Below are 15,565 nucleotides of genomic sequence, written 5' to 3' on the forward strand. Positions count from 1 at the left end.
TGTTGCAACGCCTCATCGGAGGAGCACTGCATGAAGCTGTCCGTCCGTATCGTCGGGCTCACCGCGCTCGCCACCGCCCTCGTCGCCGCCTGCGCGCCCCAGACCTCCGGCACCTCCGCCTCCGACAAGGACGAGAAGACCGGCACCGTGCGCGTCTGGCTCTTCCAGGAGGTCGACAACCAGCCCAAGCAGCACGTCGTCGACGCGGTGATCGCCGGCTTCGAGAAGGCACACCGGGGCACCGACGTCACCGTCGAGTACATCCCGGTGGAAACCCGTGCCCAGCGCGTCAAGGCCGCCTTCAACGACCCGAAGTCCGCGCCCGACGTGATCGAGTACGGCAACACCGACACCGCCGGCTATGTGAAGGACGGCGGACTCGCGGACGTCACCCGGGAGTTCGACGCCTGGAACGAGGCGAAGGACACCGACCCGACCGCCCGGCAGTCGGTCACCGTGGACGGCAAGGTCTACGGGGCGCCGTACTTCGTCGGTGTCCGGGCGCTGTACTACCGCACCGACGTCTTCCGCGAACTCGGCCTGCGCGCACCGAAGTCGCAGGCCGAGCTGATCTCCACCGCGAAGAGGATCCGGGCCGCGAAACCCGGCCTGTACGGCCTCGCCGTCGGCGGCGCCTACACCTACGGCGCGATGCCGTTCATCTGGGCCAACGGCGGTGACCTGGCCACCGGCAAGGGGGGTGCGTACGCCTCCGCCATCGACAGCCCGGCCGCCCGGAAGGGCATCGAGGCGTACACCTCCCTCTTCGGCGACGACAACTGTCCCGCCGCCAAGTGCGCGGGCATGGGCGGCAACGACACCGTGACGGCGTTCGCCTCCGGGAAGGCGGCCATGGCCATCGGCGGCGATTTCAGCCACGCCGCCGTGGAGGCCGGGAAGGTCAAGGGGAAGTACGCGGTGGTGCCACTGCCGGGGATCAAGCCCGGCTCGATCGCGCCGGCGTTCGCGGGCGGCAACAACATCGGCGTCCTGAAGAGCACGTCACACCGCACGCTCGCCGTGGACCTGATGAAGCGGCTCGCCTCGAAGAAGACGCAAGGGGAACTCTTCGACGCGATGGGCTTCCTGCCCACCTTCACGGACGTACGGCAGCAGGCCGCGGCCGAGAAGCCGTACGTGAAGCCGTTCGTCCAGACCCTCGCCGCCGGCACCAGGTTCGTACCCGCCTCGCCCGCCTGGGCCCAGATCGACTCCTCGCTGGTGCTGCCGACCATGTTCCAGGAGATCGTCAGCGGCAAGAAGGACGTGGCGGCGGCTTCCGAGGACGCGGCGAAGAAGATGGACGACGCGTTCGGAACCGCCAGGTGAGCCGGGTGACGGCGCCTTCGGAGCCGGGACTCGCGGACCGTCGTCGCGTGCGGGCGGTTCGTGGCTCGTCACGCCCGCGCAGCGGTAGCCGCACATCGAACGCGGCCCCGCGCCCCTCGGGTGGATGGACACCCTGGCTCTATCTGGCACCCGCTCTGCTCGTCCTGGGTGGCCTGCTGGTCTACCCCGTCTACCAGCTCGGCCTGATCTCGTTCCTGGAGTACACCCAGGCCCAGGTCAGCGGCGGGGAACCCACCCGCTTCCGGGGCCTGGCCAACTACACCGAACTGTTCGGCGACGACCAGTTCTGGCAGGTGCTACTGACGACGGTCGGCTTCGCGGCGGCCTGCGTGGTCTCCACACTGGCGGTGGGCTGCGCGCTCGCCGTCCTGCTCACCCGCGTCCGCGCGGTCCCGCGGCTCGCTCTCATGCTGGCCGCGCTGGGAGCGTGGGCCACACCGACCGTCACCGGCTCGACGGTCTGGCTGTTCCTCTTCGACCCCGACTTCGGCCCGGTCAACCGCCTCCTGGGCATCGGCGACTTCTCCTGGACGTACGGCCGTTACAGCGCCTTCCTCCTGGTCCTGCTCGAAGTGGTGTGGTGCTCCTTCCCGTTCGTGATGGTCACCGTCTACGCCGGCATCCGCGCGGTGCCGGCCGAGATCCTGGAGGCCGCCGCCCTGGACGGCGCCTCGCAGTGGCGGATCTGGCGCTCGGTCCTGGCGCCGGTCCTGAGACCGATCCTGGTCATCGTCACCGTCCAGTCGGTGATCTGGGACTTCAAGGTCTTCACCCAGATCTACGTGATGACGGGCGGCGGCGGCATCGCCGGGCAGAACCTGGTCCTGAACGTGTACGCCTATCAGAAGGCCTTCGCTTCCTCGCAGTACAGCCTCGGGTCCGCGATCGGCGTCGTGATGCTGCTGATCCTGCTCGCGATCACGCTCGGATATCTGCGGCTGCTGCGCCGCCAAGAGGAGGAGCTGTGAGTCTCGTACGCGGTACGGCGGTACGGCGGCCCTGGCGGCTCGCCGCCGAGGCGACCGCGCTGCTGATCGCGGGGGTCGTCGCCTTCCCCCTCTACTGGATGCTGCTCGGCGCGTTCAGACCGGCCGGGGAGATCGAGTCCACCGAGCCGAGGCCCTGGACGGCGTCGCCTTCGCTGAACTCCTTCCGGCGCGTGTTCGAACAGCAGGAATTCGGCCGGTACTTCGTCAACAGCCTCGTCGTCGCACTGAGTGTGGTGATCGCTTCCGCGCTGATCGCCTTCCTCGCCGCGACCGCGGTGACGCGGTTCCGGTTCCGCTTCCGGACCACCCTGCTCATCATGTTCCTGGTGGCCCAGATGGTGCCGGTGGAGGCGCTCACCATCCCCTTGTTCTTCCTCATGCGGGACCTCGGTCAGCTCAACACCCTGGGTTCGCTGATCCTGCCGCACATCGCCTTCTCCCTGCCGTTCGCGATCTGGATGCTGCGCGGGTTCGTGAAGGCCGTTCCGGAGTCCCTGGAGGAGGCCGCGTACCTCGACGGGGCGAGCCGCGCGCGCTTCCTGTGGCAGATCCTCCTCCCGCTGGTGCTGCCGGGCCTGGTGGCCACGAGCGTGTTCTCCTTCATCTCCGCCTGGAACGACTTCCTGTTCGCCAAGTCGTTCATCATCAGCGACACCTCGCAGTCCACCCTGCCGATGGCCCTGCTGGTCTTCTACAAGCCCGACGAACCGGACTGGGGCGGAGTCATGGCCGCGTCGACGGTGATGACCGTTCCGGTCCTGGTGTTCTTCGTGCTCGTGCAACGACGACTGGTCTCCGGGCTGGGCGGAGCGGTGAAGGACTGACCCGATCCGGCCCTTCACCGTCGGCATGTTGAAACGGCAATCAAGAAACACCACAAAACGCCACTAAGCGGACATACCTCTCGGCAAACCGGGCAATCGGGTGGGTGTCGAAGCGACTGCAACCACCCGCACACCGGCATGTGACCTGGAGCACGACATGATCATCAAGAAGATGCACGAGATGGGCATCCGCAGCGAGCACGCCTACATGGCCGGGATGGCCTCCATCGGGCTCACGCTGGCCGCCTGGATAGGCTCCCTGAAGATGGAACCCGGCACCGGCCTCGACCGCGCCGACCGCTGGGGCATCTTCGTCGGCGAATGGGCACCCACCTTCTTCGGCCTGGGTCTCGCCCTCTCCCACTACGAACAGCAGGACGGCACCCTCACCGCGGCCAACGTCCACGAGCTCCGCGAACGGCAGAAGGCCGTCTGAACGCTTCGAAGGCAGCGCCGCCACAGCGGGGCGGCGCTGTCCCGGCGCCATCGCCCGACGGCGGGAACCGCTGATCAACGCGGGGACATCGAGTCCGACCGCCGACGTGGGAAGATGGGGAGATGGGCATCCTCCGCAGGAACAACGTGCGGGTCATCGGGCCGGAAACCGGCCGGCCCATGATCCTCGCGCACGGCTTCGGCTGTGATCAGAACCTGTGGCGCCTGGTGACGCCCGGCCTGGCGCGGCACTTCCGCGTCGTGCTGTTCGACTACGTCGGCTCCGGCCGCTCCGACCTCACCGCCTGGCAGGAGGAGCGCTACGCGACCCTGGACGGCTACGCCTGGGACGTGGTGGAGGTGTGCGAGGAGCTGGACCTGCGGGACGCCGTGTTCGTGGGCCACTCGGTCAGCGCCATGGTCGGCGTCCTGGCCGCCACGGCGGTACCGGACCGGATCGGCTCCCTGGTGATGGTGTGCCCCTCCCCGTCCTACATCGACGAGGAGGACTATCGCGGCGGCTTCACGGCGGCGGACATCCACGAGCTGCTGGACTCGCTGGAAGCCAATTACCTCGGATGGTCCGCGACCATGGCCCCGGTCATCATGGGCAACCCCGACCGGCCGGAACTGGGCGAGGAACTGGCCAACAGCTTCTGCGCCACCGACCCGGACATCGCGCGCGTCTTCGCACGCACCACGTTCCTCTCCGACACCCGTCACGACCTGAAGACGGTGACCGTCCCCACCCTGGTCCTCGAATGCGAGCAGGACGTCATCGCGCCCCGGGAGGTCGGAGCGTACGTCCACGCCGCCATCCCCGGCAGCCGCCTGATCACGTTGGCCGCCACCGGCCACTGCCCGCAACTGAGCGCTCCGGAAGCCACCGCGCAGGCGATCACCACGTTCGTGGAAGACCTGGGCTGATGTCCGGCTCCGGCCCAGCCCCCCGCTCCCCCGGCAAGGCCTGGCCACCCATCGGTACGGATGTCACCGCCCTGCTGGAGGACAGCACGGAGGAGCTGTACGAGTCCGCCCCCTGCGGTTACCTGTCCACCCTGATGGACGGCACCGTCGTCAAGGTCAACAAGACGCTGTTGGGCTGGCTCGGTCTCTCCCGCGAGGAGGTCGTGTACCGCCGGCACTTCGCGGACCTGCTGACCGTGGGCGGCAAGCTGTACCACGAGACCCACTTCGCACCGCTGTTGCGCATGCAGGGTCATGTGGGTGGCATAGCGCTGGAGATGAAGGTCGCCGACGGATCCCGGCTTCCGGTGCTGATCACCTCGACCGTGAAGCGCGGTGCCGACGGCCGCCCCCTGCTGATCCGCACGACCGTCTTCGATGCCACCGACCGGCGTGCCTACGAGACAGAGCTGCTGCGCGCCCGGCGCGCGGCCGAGGAGGCCCGCCGCCAGGCGGAGGCCGACCATGAGCAGCTGCGCGAGGCACTGGCCGTACTCCAGCAGAGCCTGCTCCCCACCGGTCTTCCGGCGGTGCCCGGCGTGGAGACCGCCGCCTACTACCACACGGCCTCCCCGATGGAGCTGGGTGGTGACTTCTACGACCTGTTCCCCCTCGGCGACGACCGCTTCGCGTTCTTCCTCGGAGACATCTGCGGAAAGGGACCGAAGGCCGCGGCAGCGACCTCCCTCGCCCGCTACACCCTGCGTGCCGCGGCCCTGCACGGGCTCGCTCCCGAAGCCGTTCTGTCCACCCTCAACTCCGCGCTGATCGAACGCTACGCAGACGGCGACCCGCGCTACTGCACCGCCGTCTTCGGCATCCTCGAAAGCGCGGGGCGCAGCGTCCGCGTGCTCCTGGCCTCCGGTGGACACCCGCCCGCGCTGCTCCTGCGGGCGGACGGCCGGGCCGAGTACCTGCCGACGCCCGGTGGACTGCTGATCGGGGCCTTCCCCCAAGCCTCCTTCACGACGATCCGCACCGCCCTCCACCCGGGCGACACGCTGTTGCTCTACACCGACGGCCTCACCGAGGCACGCACGGGGGAGAAGAGCGACCTGTACGGCTACGACGCGCTGCAGTCGTTCGCCACCGAGCTCGCCCCCGCGGACCCGCGCACCGTGATCGACGCCCTGATCCGGCTGCTCGTCAGCTTCGGCGACGGACTCGACGACGACACGGCCCTCCTCGCCCTGGGGCGCCCGCGGCACTCCGGCACCGCACCGACCGGGACCGTGGCCGGGTGAACGGCTACGCGGCTTCCGGCGGGGCCGAGCCGGCGGACGCGCTCAGGGTGGCGCCGACGCCGCGGACCGCGGTGGCGTGGCTGCCGCCGCCGGAGCTCTGGCCGGCGATCCAGGAGATCCGCTGGGAGCACGATCCGCAGGTACGCCGGTGGCCGCCGCACGTGAATCTGCTGTTCGGCTTCGTACCGGAAGAGGAGTTCGAGCGGGCCGTACCCCTGCTGTCCGCCGCGGCGGCGGGGAGTACGGCGTTCACGGCGCGCCTGGCCGGGGTGCGCCACTTCCGGCACCGGCACTACGCCACGGTGTGGCTCGACCCGGCCGCGTTCGACCCGGCGCCCTGGGCCCGTCTCCACCGGGAGCTGAGGCGGCGGTTCCCGTTCTGTCAGGGACGCGGGGAACGTTTTACCCCGCATCTGTCCCTCGGCCGCACCCAGGACCCGAACCGCCTGGCCGCCGAGTGTGCCGTGCGGCTCGGAGCGCTGTCGGCGGTGGTCGAGGAGGTGGTCCTGCTCTCCCGGCGCGACGACGGGCCCATGCGCCCGCGGGCCGTGATCACCCTGGGCACGGGCGAGGTGCACCGGACACAGGAGTACTGAGGTGCCGTCCCGGCGTCCCGGGCCGATGCCTGCCCGGCCCGGCTGGTGAGGCGGGTCGATCCCCTCGCGGACCACGGCGGCCGGGCGGCGTCGGGGGAAACCGCTGGCCGGACCGATCGGCTCGAGGCCGGGATGGGCCGATGCGAGGGGATGCGAGACCGCTCCCCGCGGCGGGGCGCCGGTCAGGGCAGCGGGGTGCCGCCGGTCGCGTTGAGGATCTCGGCCGTGATGAAGCTCGCCTGGGGCGAGGCGAGATACACGTAGGCGGGGGCCAGTTCGGCGGGCTGGGCCGGGCGGCCGAGGGGGCTCTGCTTGCCGAACTCCGCCGTGTCGGGCATGGTCGACGGGATGAGCGGGGTCCACACCGGTCCCGGCGCGACGGCGTTGACCCGGATCCCGCGTTCGGCGAGCATCTGGGCCAGCCCCTGGGTGAAGGTGACGATCGCGCCCTTGGTCATCGCGTAGTCCAGCAGGTGCGGGCTGGGCTTGTACGCCTGCACCGACGTGGAGTTGATGACGCAGCCCCCGGCCGGGATGTGCGGCAGGGCGAACTTGGTCAGCCAGAACATCCCGTACAGGTTCGTCCGCATCACCCGGTCGAACTGCTCGGTGCTGATCGCCTCGATGCCGTCGGGCTGGGACATCTGGTAGGCGGCGTTGTTGACGAGGACGTCGATGCGGCCGAACTCGGCGACCGCCCGGTCGATCAGCGACCGGCAGTTCTCCTCGTCGCGGATGTCGCAGGACACGGCCACCGCCTTGCGGCCCGCGTCCTCCACCAGCCGGGACGTCTCGCGGGCGTCCTCCTCCTCGTCGGCGAGATAGGTGAAGAGCACGTCGGCGCCCTCGCGGGCGAAGGCGAGCGCCACCGCCCGGCCGATGCCGGAGTCCCCTCCCGTGATCACGGTCTTGCGGCCGTCGAGACGGCCGGCGCCGCGGTACGACTCCTCGCCGTGGTCGGGCGGCGGGTCCATCGGGCCGGTCCAGCCCGGGTGCGGCTGGTCCTGGGAGGGGAAGTCGGGGCGGGCGTGCTGTGTGACCGGGTTCGGGCGGTCACCCTGCTGGTCCGTCACGGTGTCCTCCTGCGTCTCGGGGGACGGAACAGGTCACCGGGTTCCCTCATGGCGGCGGGCGAAAAGCGGCCCTCGCCGGTCAGGCCGTGGACGCGTCCGGGCCGCCGGAGCGCATCCGGTCCCTGCGGGCGAGGTTGTAGATCCGCAACAGGTGCTTCGCCACGGCACAGGGAGCGGCGTCGGCGTGGCACTGGCGGCAGGTCCGCATGTGCTGCTCATAGGTGAAGCGCGCGTTTTCCAACGCGTCGTTGACAGAGGACATCGACTTCTCCGGGCAGGGCGCGCCGCGGGGGACGGCGCAGAGTTGACTGACTGGTACACCCGGAACTAGGTGATCATGTTACTGGCGGTACTGGGAAACCCGTACCGCGGTCTTTCACTCCGGCGGGGCCGAAGCCGAAATTCCGCTTCCTCGTTGTCCCAGGTGACCCGGTACGCACGGCCGGCGAACCAGGCGAATGGCGCCGCACCTCAGGCACGTCCGCAACGGCGGCCGGCGCCGCGAGGTGACCGTCGCCGTGCGCGACACCCGCTCCGAGCCCGAGGCCGCCCGGCTGCGGTGCGCGCGCTGGCGGTCGGGGTCGGCGCCCGCATCGTGCTCACCATGGCCGGGACCCAGGTGCTGCCGGCCGTGACCGACGCCTGCGAGAGGGCGGCGGTGCCGTGCGTGTCCACGACGTTCCCCTGGCCGTGCTGGCGACGGCCCGCCGGCCCGAGGGCGCGGCGGCGCGGCGGCCGGGGGCCTCACGGCGACGCAGGCGCTGGATGGCTGTACCAGCCATGCGGTGGCCGCCGCCGGTGAGGCCGACGTCGCCGGCCGGATCGCGCCCGGCCGCCGTGCCGACCTCACCGCGCTGTCCGTCGACCCCGTGCAGGCGTCCGCCGGCGAACTCGCCGACGCGCCGGTGGTGTTGACGGTGACGGGTGGCCATGTGGTGCACCAGGGGCCGTCGGCGCCGGGGCGGTAAGATCGTCGTACGGCATCGCGTGTCGGTCACCGGCCGGGTGAGGCATGGAGGTGCCCGTGAGATTGCCCTCGGAGGCATTCCACTCATGTCAGTCGAGCTGAACCACACCATCGTCCACGCCCGGGACAACCGGGAGTCCGCCGCGTTCCTGGCCCACGTCCTGGGGCTGGAGGTCGGGCCCGAGTGGGGCCCGTTCGTCCCGGTCGCCACCGGCAACGGGGTGACCCTGGACTTCGCCACCGTCCCGGCGGAGTCGATCGTCATGCAGCACTACGCCTTCCTCGTCTCCGACGAGGAGTTCGACGCCGCCTTCGCCCGCATCCGGCAGGCGGGGATCACGTACTACGCCGATCCGCACGGAAAGCAGCCGGGCGAGATCAACCACCACCACGGCGGCCGGGGCGTGTACTTCATGGATCCGGCCGGACACGGCATGGAGATCATCACCCGTCCCTACGGCAGCCACTCGCAGCCGGCCGAGTCCTGAGCAGGCGGGCGGGCCGGGGTCTCGGTCCCGGCCCGCCCGGTCGGCCGCTCCCGGCGGCGGCACGGCAGACTGTGGGGGTGAACGACCACCCTCTGCTCGACCAGGACCCCGCTCCGGAGTGGTACGGCCGGCTGCGGGTGCGGACCGACGACCTCTCCCCCGCCGACTGGCTGACCGGATCGGGACAGGGCGCGTTCGGCACCGTGGCGGGCGTCGCCGCGCCGGGCTTCGCCGCCTACGCACGGATCCTGCATCCGGCCCGGCTGGACGAGCGGCCGGTGCGCTGGTCGACGGTGGCCGCCGCCCATGGCACGCGCGTCACACCGGTCACCCGCTGGCACGAGGTCATCGGGGCGGACGACGCCTACGCCGACCGCTCCGACCACGGCCTGCCCGGCGTGTGGGACGAGCATCCCGAGGAGGGGCCGACCCCGCCGGATGTCGCGCGGGCGCTGCTGCCCGTCCTGGCCCGGCACACGGGGACCGCGGACCGGTGCTGGTTCGGACTGTGGTGCGGGTACGGCCGCTGGGACTGGGGCCGGTTCCCGACGTTCGAGACGCCGGGCCGGGACGAGGTCCTGCTGGCCGGCCGGCTGGCCGACGCCGGCTCCCCCGTGACGCTGGACGAGTTCGCCGAGCTCCCCGACCTGTGGTGGCCGCAGGACCGCGCCTGGATCGTCGGCGGAGACGTGGATCTGGTCAGCACGTATGTCGGCGGTTCACCGGAGCTGGTCGCCGACCTGCTGGCCGCGGCGGAGCTGGAGACCCATCCGGTGTCCCCCGACGACCCGGTCGGCTGAGCACGCTACGACCGGACGGAAGCGGGAGGCCGCCGACGGCGGCCTCCCGCGTTCCCTCGCCGGGGAGCAGTGGCTACGGCGTCACGACGCTGCCGCCGAAGGTCACCACCAGGTGGCCGTCGGAGGCGAAGGACCAGCCGAGGGCGCCCGCGTACGAGGAGCAACGGGAGCCGTTGCCGCCGGTCCAGAACTGGTTGGAGCCGTCGGCGTTCCCGACGGTCTTGTCGTTGGACCCGCTGACGGCGAAGCGGCAGGAGGTGTTCGTCCGGAACACCGAAGTCCCCGCGTCGAAGGAGAAGTTGCGCTCGGCGTTGTCGACGCCGACGTTGTCGGAGATCGTCATCGTGCCGGGGTTGCTGTTGTAGGTGAACCCGTGGTGGCCGTTCCTGTAGGCGATGCTGTGCCGGACGACGTGGTTCACCGCGATGTCGTCGCCGCCGAGCTTGTAGCCGTTGCGGTCGCCGTTGGAGTTGACGGTGCCGTCGCTCAGCGTGCCGTTGCCGTAGGACAGGGAGTACTCGATGGTCACCGGGCCGATGGCACCGGTGTCGGTCTTGGCGTACAGGTCCCAGCCGTCGTCGATGTTGTGGTGTGAGACGTCGTAGCGGAAGACGTTCCCGGTGCCGGTCGTGAGCTTCGCGGCGAAGCCGTCGGCGTCCTCGCCGTCGGAGTCGGCGTTGTCGTGCGACTCGGAGCTGACGATCAGGTTGCTCGAAGGCCACTGGGAGCTGGGGGTGGTGGAGGCGATCCGGCCGAGCTGAAGCCCGGTGTCCCGGTTGTAGGCGGTCACCACCCGCTCCACGATGTTGTTGCTGCCGCCGACGTAGATCCCGTTGTCCCCGGCGTGCTCGACCGTGAGGCCGTACAGCCGCCAGTAGTCGGCGAAGAGCTGGATACCCCGGTTGGACGAACTCTCGCTCTGAGCCGAGAAGTTCAGCACGGGCTTCTCGCCCGGGTAGGCGGACAACGTGGTGCGGGCACTGGCGGTGCCGTTGCTGCCCGCCGGGATGGTGATCGTGGAGGAGTAGCCGTACGTCCCGCCGCGCAGGTAGATCGTGCCGCCGGGGGTGATCCGGCTGATGGCCGAGGTGAGCGTGGTCGGGGCCGACTCCGTGCCGGCCGCGCCGTCGGTACCGGCCGGTGACACGTAGAGCACGGCGCCGGTGGCCGCCGTGGCCACGTCGACGTCGAGACAGTCGAGGTTGGGCAGGCCGTCGGCGGTGGTCGGAGTGAGGCGGATCGTGTTGCTGCCCGCCTTGACCGGCACGGTGAGCGTCTTGGTCGTCCAGGTGGTCCAGGCACCGGTGGCCTCGAACGACGCGGTCGCGGCCGTCGAGCCGTTGACCGCGACGGTGGCCGGCCGCGCGGTGGCCGTGCCGTTGGCGAAGCGGACGCCCAGGGTCGCGGTGCCCGCACTGGCGGCGTTCACCGTGAACTGGGCGTAGGCGCCGGAGGCGTTGGTGCCGTTGCAGAACCCGCTGCCGGAATAGCCGGTCCAGTCGGAGTCGATGGTGCCGGTGCAGACCGCGGTCGAACTCTCGGCCTCGTACCTGGTCGTGGCGGCCTGGGCCGTGGTGCCGGACAGCGCTACGAGCGCGCCGGCGAGCAGACCGGCGCATGCGAGGGCTGGTCTCAGGAACATCGGCTTGTCTCCCTGCGGGTTGGCTCGGCTATCGGATGCGAGTGGTCCAGGGGGGTGAACCCGGCGACCGGTCATGGCATGGTGAGCGGTGACGGTAAGCGCTTTCCCCTGGACCTTCCCGACGGTAGGGAGACGTCATGCACACGTCAACAGTCGTGTACATGATTCCTATTCAGATGAGTGAATCCCTGGAGGGGGGTGGGGAATTACTCGCCAGGGGCGAGGGTGCGGGCCACGACGGCCGCCGCGTCGGCGATCAGCGCCTCGTCCACCGGCGCGTCCGGGGTGGTCCTGCTGGACAGGACCACCAGCACGAGAGGGGTCCGCCGGGTCGTCCAGGCCACGCCGATGTCGTTGGCGGTCGCGTAGTCGCCGGTACCGGTCTTGTCCGCCACCACCCACTCCCTCGGCAGCCCCTTGCGGAACCGTGCCGAACTGGTGGTGTTGCCCTTCAGCCAGCCGACGAACCGCTCACGGTCGGCGCGGGCCAGCGCCCGGCCCAGGGTGACGCGCTCCAGGCTCGCGGCGATCGCCTCCGGAGTGGTCGTGTCGCGCGGATCCCCGGGGATGGCGGTGTTGAGCTCCGGCTCCCAGCGGTCGAGCCGGCTCACCTCGTCGCCGAGCGACCGGTAGAAACGGGTGAGACCGGCCGGGCCGCCCAGTTCCCGGAGCAGCAGGTTGCCGGCCGCGTTGTCGCTGTACTGGATCGCCGCCGCACAGAGGTCGGCCACGGTCATGCCGGTCGCCAGATTCTCCTCCGTCCGCGGCGAGTTGGGCAGGATGTCGTGCGGCGGGTAGTGCACCACCCGGTCCATCGGCGCGCAGTCGGCCTGGTCGCGCAGGACCGCCGCCGCGGCGAACGCCTTGAACGTGGAGCACATCGCGAACCGCTCCCCCGCCCGGTGGGACACGGTCCGCCCGGTGCGGACGTTGCGCGCGTACACGCCGAGCCGGGCGCCGTAGCGCCGCTCCAGCTCGGCCAGTTCGGCGTGTCCGGCGGGCGACTCGGCGTGCGGGGCGGCGGAGGCGGCGGGTGCGGACAGCGCGGTGGTGGTCATGGCGGCGCCGGTGAACGCGAGGCCGGCCTTGATCAGGCGGCGGCGCGGCAGCCGGACGGGGCGGTCGGCGTTGGTCATGAGTGAGGTCCTCCAGGTCGGTCCGTCATCGGGGTGGTCTTCGGCGTCGGTTCCGGCGCGGGTCTTCGCCGGCGGTCGTCGACGGTGACAGCGAAACAGCGGGAGCCCACTCATGTCCAAGAGAGAACTTTGAAGGTCCCATACCGTATTGATATGAGTGCGGGGTGGATCTCCTGGCACACCTAGAGGCGTATGTGGCGACGGCCGACGAGGCGAGCTTCTCCCGGGCGGCCGATCGGCTCGGGATCGCCCAGCCGCTGCTCAGCCGCCGTATCAAGGTGCTGGAGGAGCACTTCGGCGGCTCGCTCTTCGACCGGTCCCGGCGGCAGATCGCCACCACCGAGCTGGGGATGCTGCTGCTCCCGTACGCCCGGGACGTGCTGGACCGGACCCAGCGGTTGCGGCAGGTCGCCCGCTCGGCCCGGCGGTCCCGCGTGTGCGCCGTCGGAGTGCCCGCGGACTGCGCCCCGGCCGCGCTGGCCCGCGCCATCCGCGCCGGCGCCGAGCACGGGATCACCCTGGGCATGCGGGAACTGCCGCCCCGGGAGCGGGCCTCCGGGGTGGCCGACGGTTCGCTCGGGTACGCGCTGGTGCGGGCCGCTCCGGAACAGGCCGCGTTCCGGGTGCCGTTGGGGCTGGCGTCCGCGCCGGGACCGGAGGGCGGCGCGAGCGGGGCTCCACCGCGTACGGTCCACCTCGAAGAGCTACGGCCACGCCGCGGTCGCACCGCCGGGGCCGCCGCCCCGCCGCCCCTGCTGCTCCTCGGGGAGGACCAGGTGCCGTACTTCGAGGATCGGTTGTACCGGGCAGCCGCGCGCGCCGGACTGCCCGAGAGCCGGATCCGGCCGGCCGGGCCGGCGGCCACCGCGCTCGCCGAGACACTGGCCGGGAGCGCGCTGCTGCTGTGTGCCGAGCCGTTCGCGCGACAGCACGGGGCCCATTGGAGACCCCTCGCCGACCGCGCCCTGCACCGGGGGTACGACGTGAGCGCCGCCCCGGGCCACGCCGGCACGGGAGCCGCCCCGGGCTGGCTGACCTCGCTGCTCACGTCGGCCGTGGGCGCGGTGCCCGCCCGGCGCGGTGGGCCGGGGCCGGGGGCCGGGGACGAGGACGCTCGCACACGGCTGGCGGCTCGCGGGTGAGCGGGGTCTGGGGCTCGTGGATGGGTGGGACAGAGGGCTTGCGGATGAGCGGGGTGGAGGGCTCGCGGATGATCACGGCAGGCGGCTCGCGGGGGAACACGGCAGGTGGCTCGCGGGGGAACACGGCAGGTTGCTCGCGGGGGAACACGGCAGGCTGTTCGCCGATGCATCCCGGCAGGCGGCTCGCGGATGGACACAGCGGGCAGCTCACCGATGAACCGGCAGGCAGCTCACCGATGAACCCGGGAGGCAGCTCACCGATCAACACAGCAGGCGGCTCACCGAGAGGCACGACGGGTCGATGAACACGGCAAACCGCTCAACGATCGGCACGGCAGCGGCGCACCGGCCGGTGTACGTCGGCGACGACAGTGCCCTCCTCGACGTCGCCGAGGCCATCGCCGCGGACTGGGCGGCGCTCGGTGTCCGCGGCTCCTTCCTCGCCCGTAACCTCGACACCGGCGAGCAACTCGGCTTCGACGCCGAGGAGTCGACACCCCTGGCGTCGGTGGTGAAGGTCCCGCTGGCCCTGGTCGTGCTGGACCGGATCGCGAACGGGGACCTCGACCCGGCGCACCCGGTCACGGTGGACCCCGGCGCCAGCAGCGTCGGCCCCACCGGGCTCGCCGCCTTCCGGTACCCGGCCACCGTGGCCGTCGGCGACCTGCTCACGCTCATGCTGTCGGTGAGCGACAACGCCGCCGCGGACGCGCTGCTCGACCTGGTGCCGGTGGCGGACGTCGACGCGCGGCTGCGCACCTGGGGCTGCGACGGGATCCGGATGCGGCACCGGATGAACCACCTGTACGAGTGCGCCGCCGGTGCCGCGGGCAACGACTTCTCCCTCGCGCTGGAGCTGGCCGTCCGGGACGAGCGGGCGGGCCGGCACACCATCGAGACCCTGGACCCGGCTCATGCCAACGCCGGCTCGGCCGCGGCGCTCGTCGGCCTGCTGGAGCGCGTGTGGTGCGATCGGATCGCCGGTCCCGGGGCGACGGCGGAGCTGCGGCGGCTGATGGGGCTCCAGGTGTTCACGCAGCGGCTGGCGAGCGAGTTGCGGACGGACACGCTGCGGTGGAGCGGGAAGACGGGCACGTTCCTGCATCTCCGGCATGAGATCGGGGTCGTCGAGGCCGAGTCCGGGGAGCGGGTGGCGATCGCCGCGCTGACCCGTGCGGGGCGCCGAGCGGGGCTGGCACCGGACATCGACCTCGCAATCGGGGTGGCGGGGCGGGAGGCGTTCGAAGCGTTGCGGAAGTAGGTGCCGGGCGCGCCGGCGCCATACGGCGACAGGTCGTCACGCGACCGCCGGCTTTCCCGCGGCCAGGCGCATCGGCGCCATGCGACGGCGAGCGCCCCTTGCCGGGCGTCTGTCCGGGTCGGCGTTCCGTGGCATCGGTCAGGTCAGCAGGCGTTGTTCCTTCGCCACCGCCACTGCGCCCGCCCGCGTGTCCACGCCGAGCTTGTCGTAGACGCGGCGCAGGTGGGTCTTCACCGTGGCCTCGCTGATGTAGAGGGCGCGGGCGATGGCGTGGTTGGAGAGGCCGCGCGAGAGGTGGGTGAGGATGTCCAGTTCGCGGGGTGTCAGCGTGGGGCGGGGGTTGCGGAGACGGGACATGACGCGGTCGGCGACCGGGGGCGAGAGGGCCGGGCGGCCCTGGGCGGCGGCGTGGATCGCGGTGAACAGGTCCTCGGCGCGCTCGGCCTTCAGCAGATAGCCTGTGGCGCCCGCGTCGACGGCACGGGTGACGTCGGCGTCGGTGTCGTACGTGGTGAGGACCAGGACGTAGAGCGCGGCCAGCAGCACGGACAGGGCGATCACCCAGGGGGTGTGCGGTCCGTCGGCGTGCCGGGCCAGGTAGCGGGCGACGGACGCGGACAGCAGCACGAAGAACGCCGTGTGCATGACGACG

Annotated in this window: 16 protein-coding genes and 1 pseudogene; 12 read left to right on the forward strand and 5 right to left on the reverse strand. The window is 71.3% G+C overall.

Annotated elements, in window-relative coordinates; translation table 11 throughout:
* Positions 1-30 precede the first annotated feature (30 nt).
* The 7 genes from OO52_RS02995 to OO52_RS03025 all read left to right on the forward strand — a co-directional run bounded on the left by OO52_RS02995 (position 31) and on the right by OO52_RS03025 (position 6,404).
* Positions 31-1,329: an extracellular solute-binding protein gene (locus tag OO52_RS02995; protein WP_030640621.1), complete on the forward strand. Its 1,299-nt coding sequence runs from the start codon at positions 31-33 to the stop codon at positions 1,327-1,329.
* Positions 1,330-1,376: 47 nt separating this feature from the next.
* Positions 1,377-2,318 carry a carbohydrate ABC transporter permease gene (locus OO52_RS03000; protein ID WP_030640624.1) on the forward strand — a complete coding sequence of 314 codons (942 nt, stop codon included), beginning with the start codon at positions 1,377-1,379 and terminating at the stop codon, positions 2,316-2,318.
* Entirely contained in the window at positions 2,315-3,163 is an 849-nt protein-coding gene (locus tag OO52_RS03005; protein WP_030640626.1) for a carbohydrate ABC transporter permease, read from the forward strand. Before OO52_RS03000 ends, OO52_RS03005 begins: the two co-directional genes overlap by 4 nt.
* Before the next feature lie 157 nt (positions 3,164-3,320).
* The gene (locus OO52_RS03010) at positions 3,321-3,599 is read left to right on the forward strand and encodes a hypothetical protein (protein ID WP_030640628.1); all 279 of its coding nucleotides are present in this window, start codon (positions 3,321-3,323) and stop codon (positions 3,597-3,599) included.
* A gap of 122 nt (positions 3,600-3,721) precedes the next feature.
* Positions 3,722-4,525, forward strand: coding sequence for an alpha/beta fold hydrolase (locus tag OO52_RS03015; RefSeq protein ID WP_030640630.1), 804 nt, complete (start codon positions 3,722-3,724; stop codon positions 4,523-4,525).
* Positions 4,522-5,808, forward strand: a complete 1,287-nt coding sequence (locus OO52_RS03020; protein ID WP_030640632.1) for a PP2C family protein-serine/threonine phosphatase — start codon at positions 4,522-4,524, stop codon at positions 5,806-5,808. The genes OO52_RS03015 and OO52_RS03020 overlap by 4 nt, the downstream gene beginning before the upstream one ends.
* Entirely contained in the window at positions 5,805-6,404 is a 600-nt protein-coding gene (locus OO52_RS03025) for a 2'-5' RNA ligase family protein (protein ID WP_030640634.1), read from the forward strand. The genes OO52_RS03020 and OO52_RS03025 overlap by 4 nt, the downstream gene beginning before the upstream one ends.
* Positions 6,405-6,586: 182 nt before the next feature.
* On the opposite strand, the gene OO52_RS03030 is transcribed toward OO52_RS03025, so the two are convergent.
* A complete protein-coding gene (locus OO52_RS03030; RefSeq protein ID WP_030640636.1) occupies positions 6,587-7,477 on the reverse strand; it encodes an SDR family oxidoreductase in 891 nt (296 codons plus the stop codon).
* A 79-nt stretch (positions 7,478-7,556) separates the two neighbouring features.
* Complete coding sequence (locus tag OO52_RS03035; protein WP_030640638.1) at positions 7,557-7,739, reverse strand: hypothetical protein; 183 nt, start codon at positions 7,737-7,739, stop codon at positions 7,557-7,559.
* Between the two features lie 523 nt (positions 7,740-8,262).
* Between OO52_RS03035 and OO52_RS46815 the strand changes: the two genes are divergently transcribed.
* From OO52_RS46815 to OO52_RS03050, 3 genes are all read left to right on the forward strand, one after another.
* Positions 8,263-8,445, forward strand: coding sequence for an amidohydrolase family protein (locus tag OO52_RS46815; protein WP_030640640.1), 183 nt, complete (start codon positions 8,263-8,265; stop codon positions 8,443-8,445).
* An 85-nt stretch (positions 8,446-8,530) separates the two neighbouring features.
* A complete protein-coding gene (locus OO52_RS03045) occupies positions 8,531-8,932 on the forward strand; it encodes a VOC family protein (protein WP_030640642.1) in 402 nt (133 codons plus the stop codon).
* A gap of 77 nt (positions 8,933-9,009) precedes the next feature.
* Positions 9,010-9,732 carry a hypothetical protein gene (locus OO52_RS03050; protein WP_234339335.1) on the forward strand — a complete coding sequence of 241 codons (723 nt, stop codon included), beginning with the start codon at positions 9,010-9,012 and terminating at the stop codon, positions 9,730-9,732.
* Positions 9,733-9,805: 73 nt separating this feature from the next.
* On the opposite strand, the gene OO52_RS03055 is transcribed toward OO52_RS03050, so the two are convergent.
* Together OO52_RS03055 and bla are read right to left on the reverse strand one after the other, a co-directional pair.
* Entirely contained in the window at positions 9,806-11,374 is a 1,569-nt protein-coding gene (locus OO52_RS03055; protein WP_030640646.1) for a carbohydrate-binding protein, read from the reverse strand.
* Positions 11,375-11,580: 206 nt separating this feature from the next.
* The gene (bla, locus tag OO52_RS03060) at positions 11,581-12,432 is read right to left on the reverse strand and encodes a class A beta-lactamase (RefSeq protein WP_374101897.1); all 852 of its coding nucleotides are present in this window, start codon (positions 12,430-12,432) and stop codon (positions 11,581-11,583) included.
* Positions 12,433-12,674: 242 nt separating this feature from the next.
* Between bla and OO52_RS03065 the strand changes: the two genes are divergently transcribed.
* Positions 12,675-13,652: a LysR family transcriptional regulator gene (locus tag OO52_RS03065; RefSeq protein WP_030640650.1), complete on the forward strand. Its 978-nt coding sequence runs from the start codon at positions 12,675-12,677 to the stop codon at positions 13,650-13,652.
* Between the two features lie 301 nt (positions 13,653-13,953).
* A complete protein-coding gene (locus OO52_RS03070) occupies positions 13,954-14,913 on the forward strand; it encodes a serine hydrolase (RefSeq protein WP_037628547.1) in 960 nt (319 codons plus the stop codon).
* Between the two features lie 138 nt (positions 14,914-15,051).
* Here the strand turns inward: OO52_RS03070 and OO52_RS03075 are convergent.
* Positions 15,052-15,441, reverse strand: a pseudogene (locus OO52_RS03075) (DNA-binding response regulator); the annotation flags it as partial.
* Positions 15,442-15,565 lie beyond the last annotated feature (124 nt).

The sequence above is a fragment of the Streptomyces flaveolus genome (genome assembly GCF_000716535.1).
Taxonomy (GTDB): Bacteria; Actinomycetota; Actinomycetes; order Streptomycetales; family Streptomycetaceae; genus Streptomyces; species Streptomyces flaveolus_A.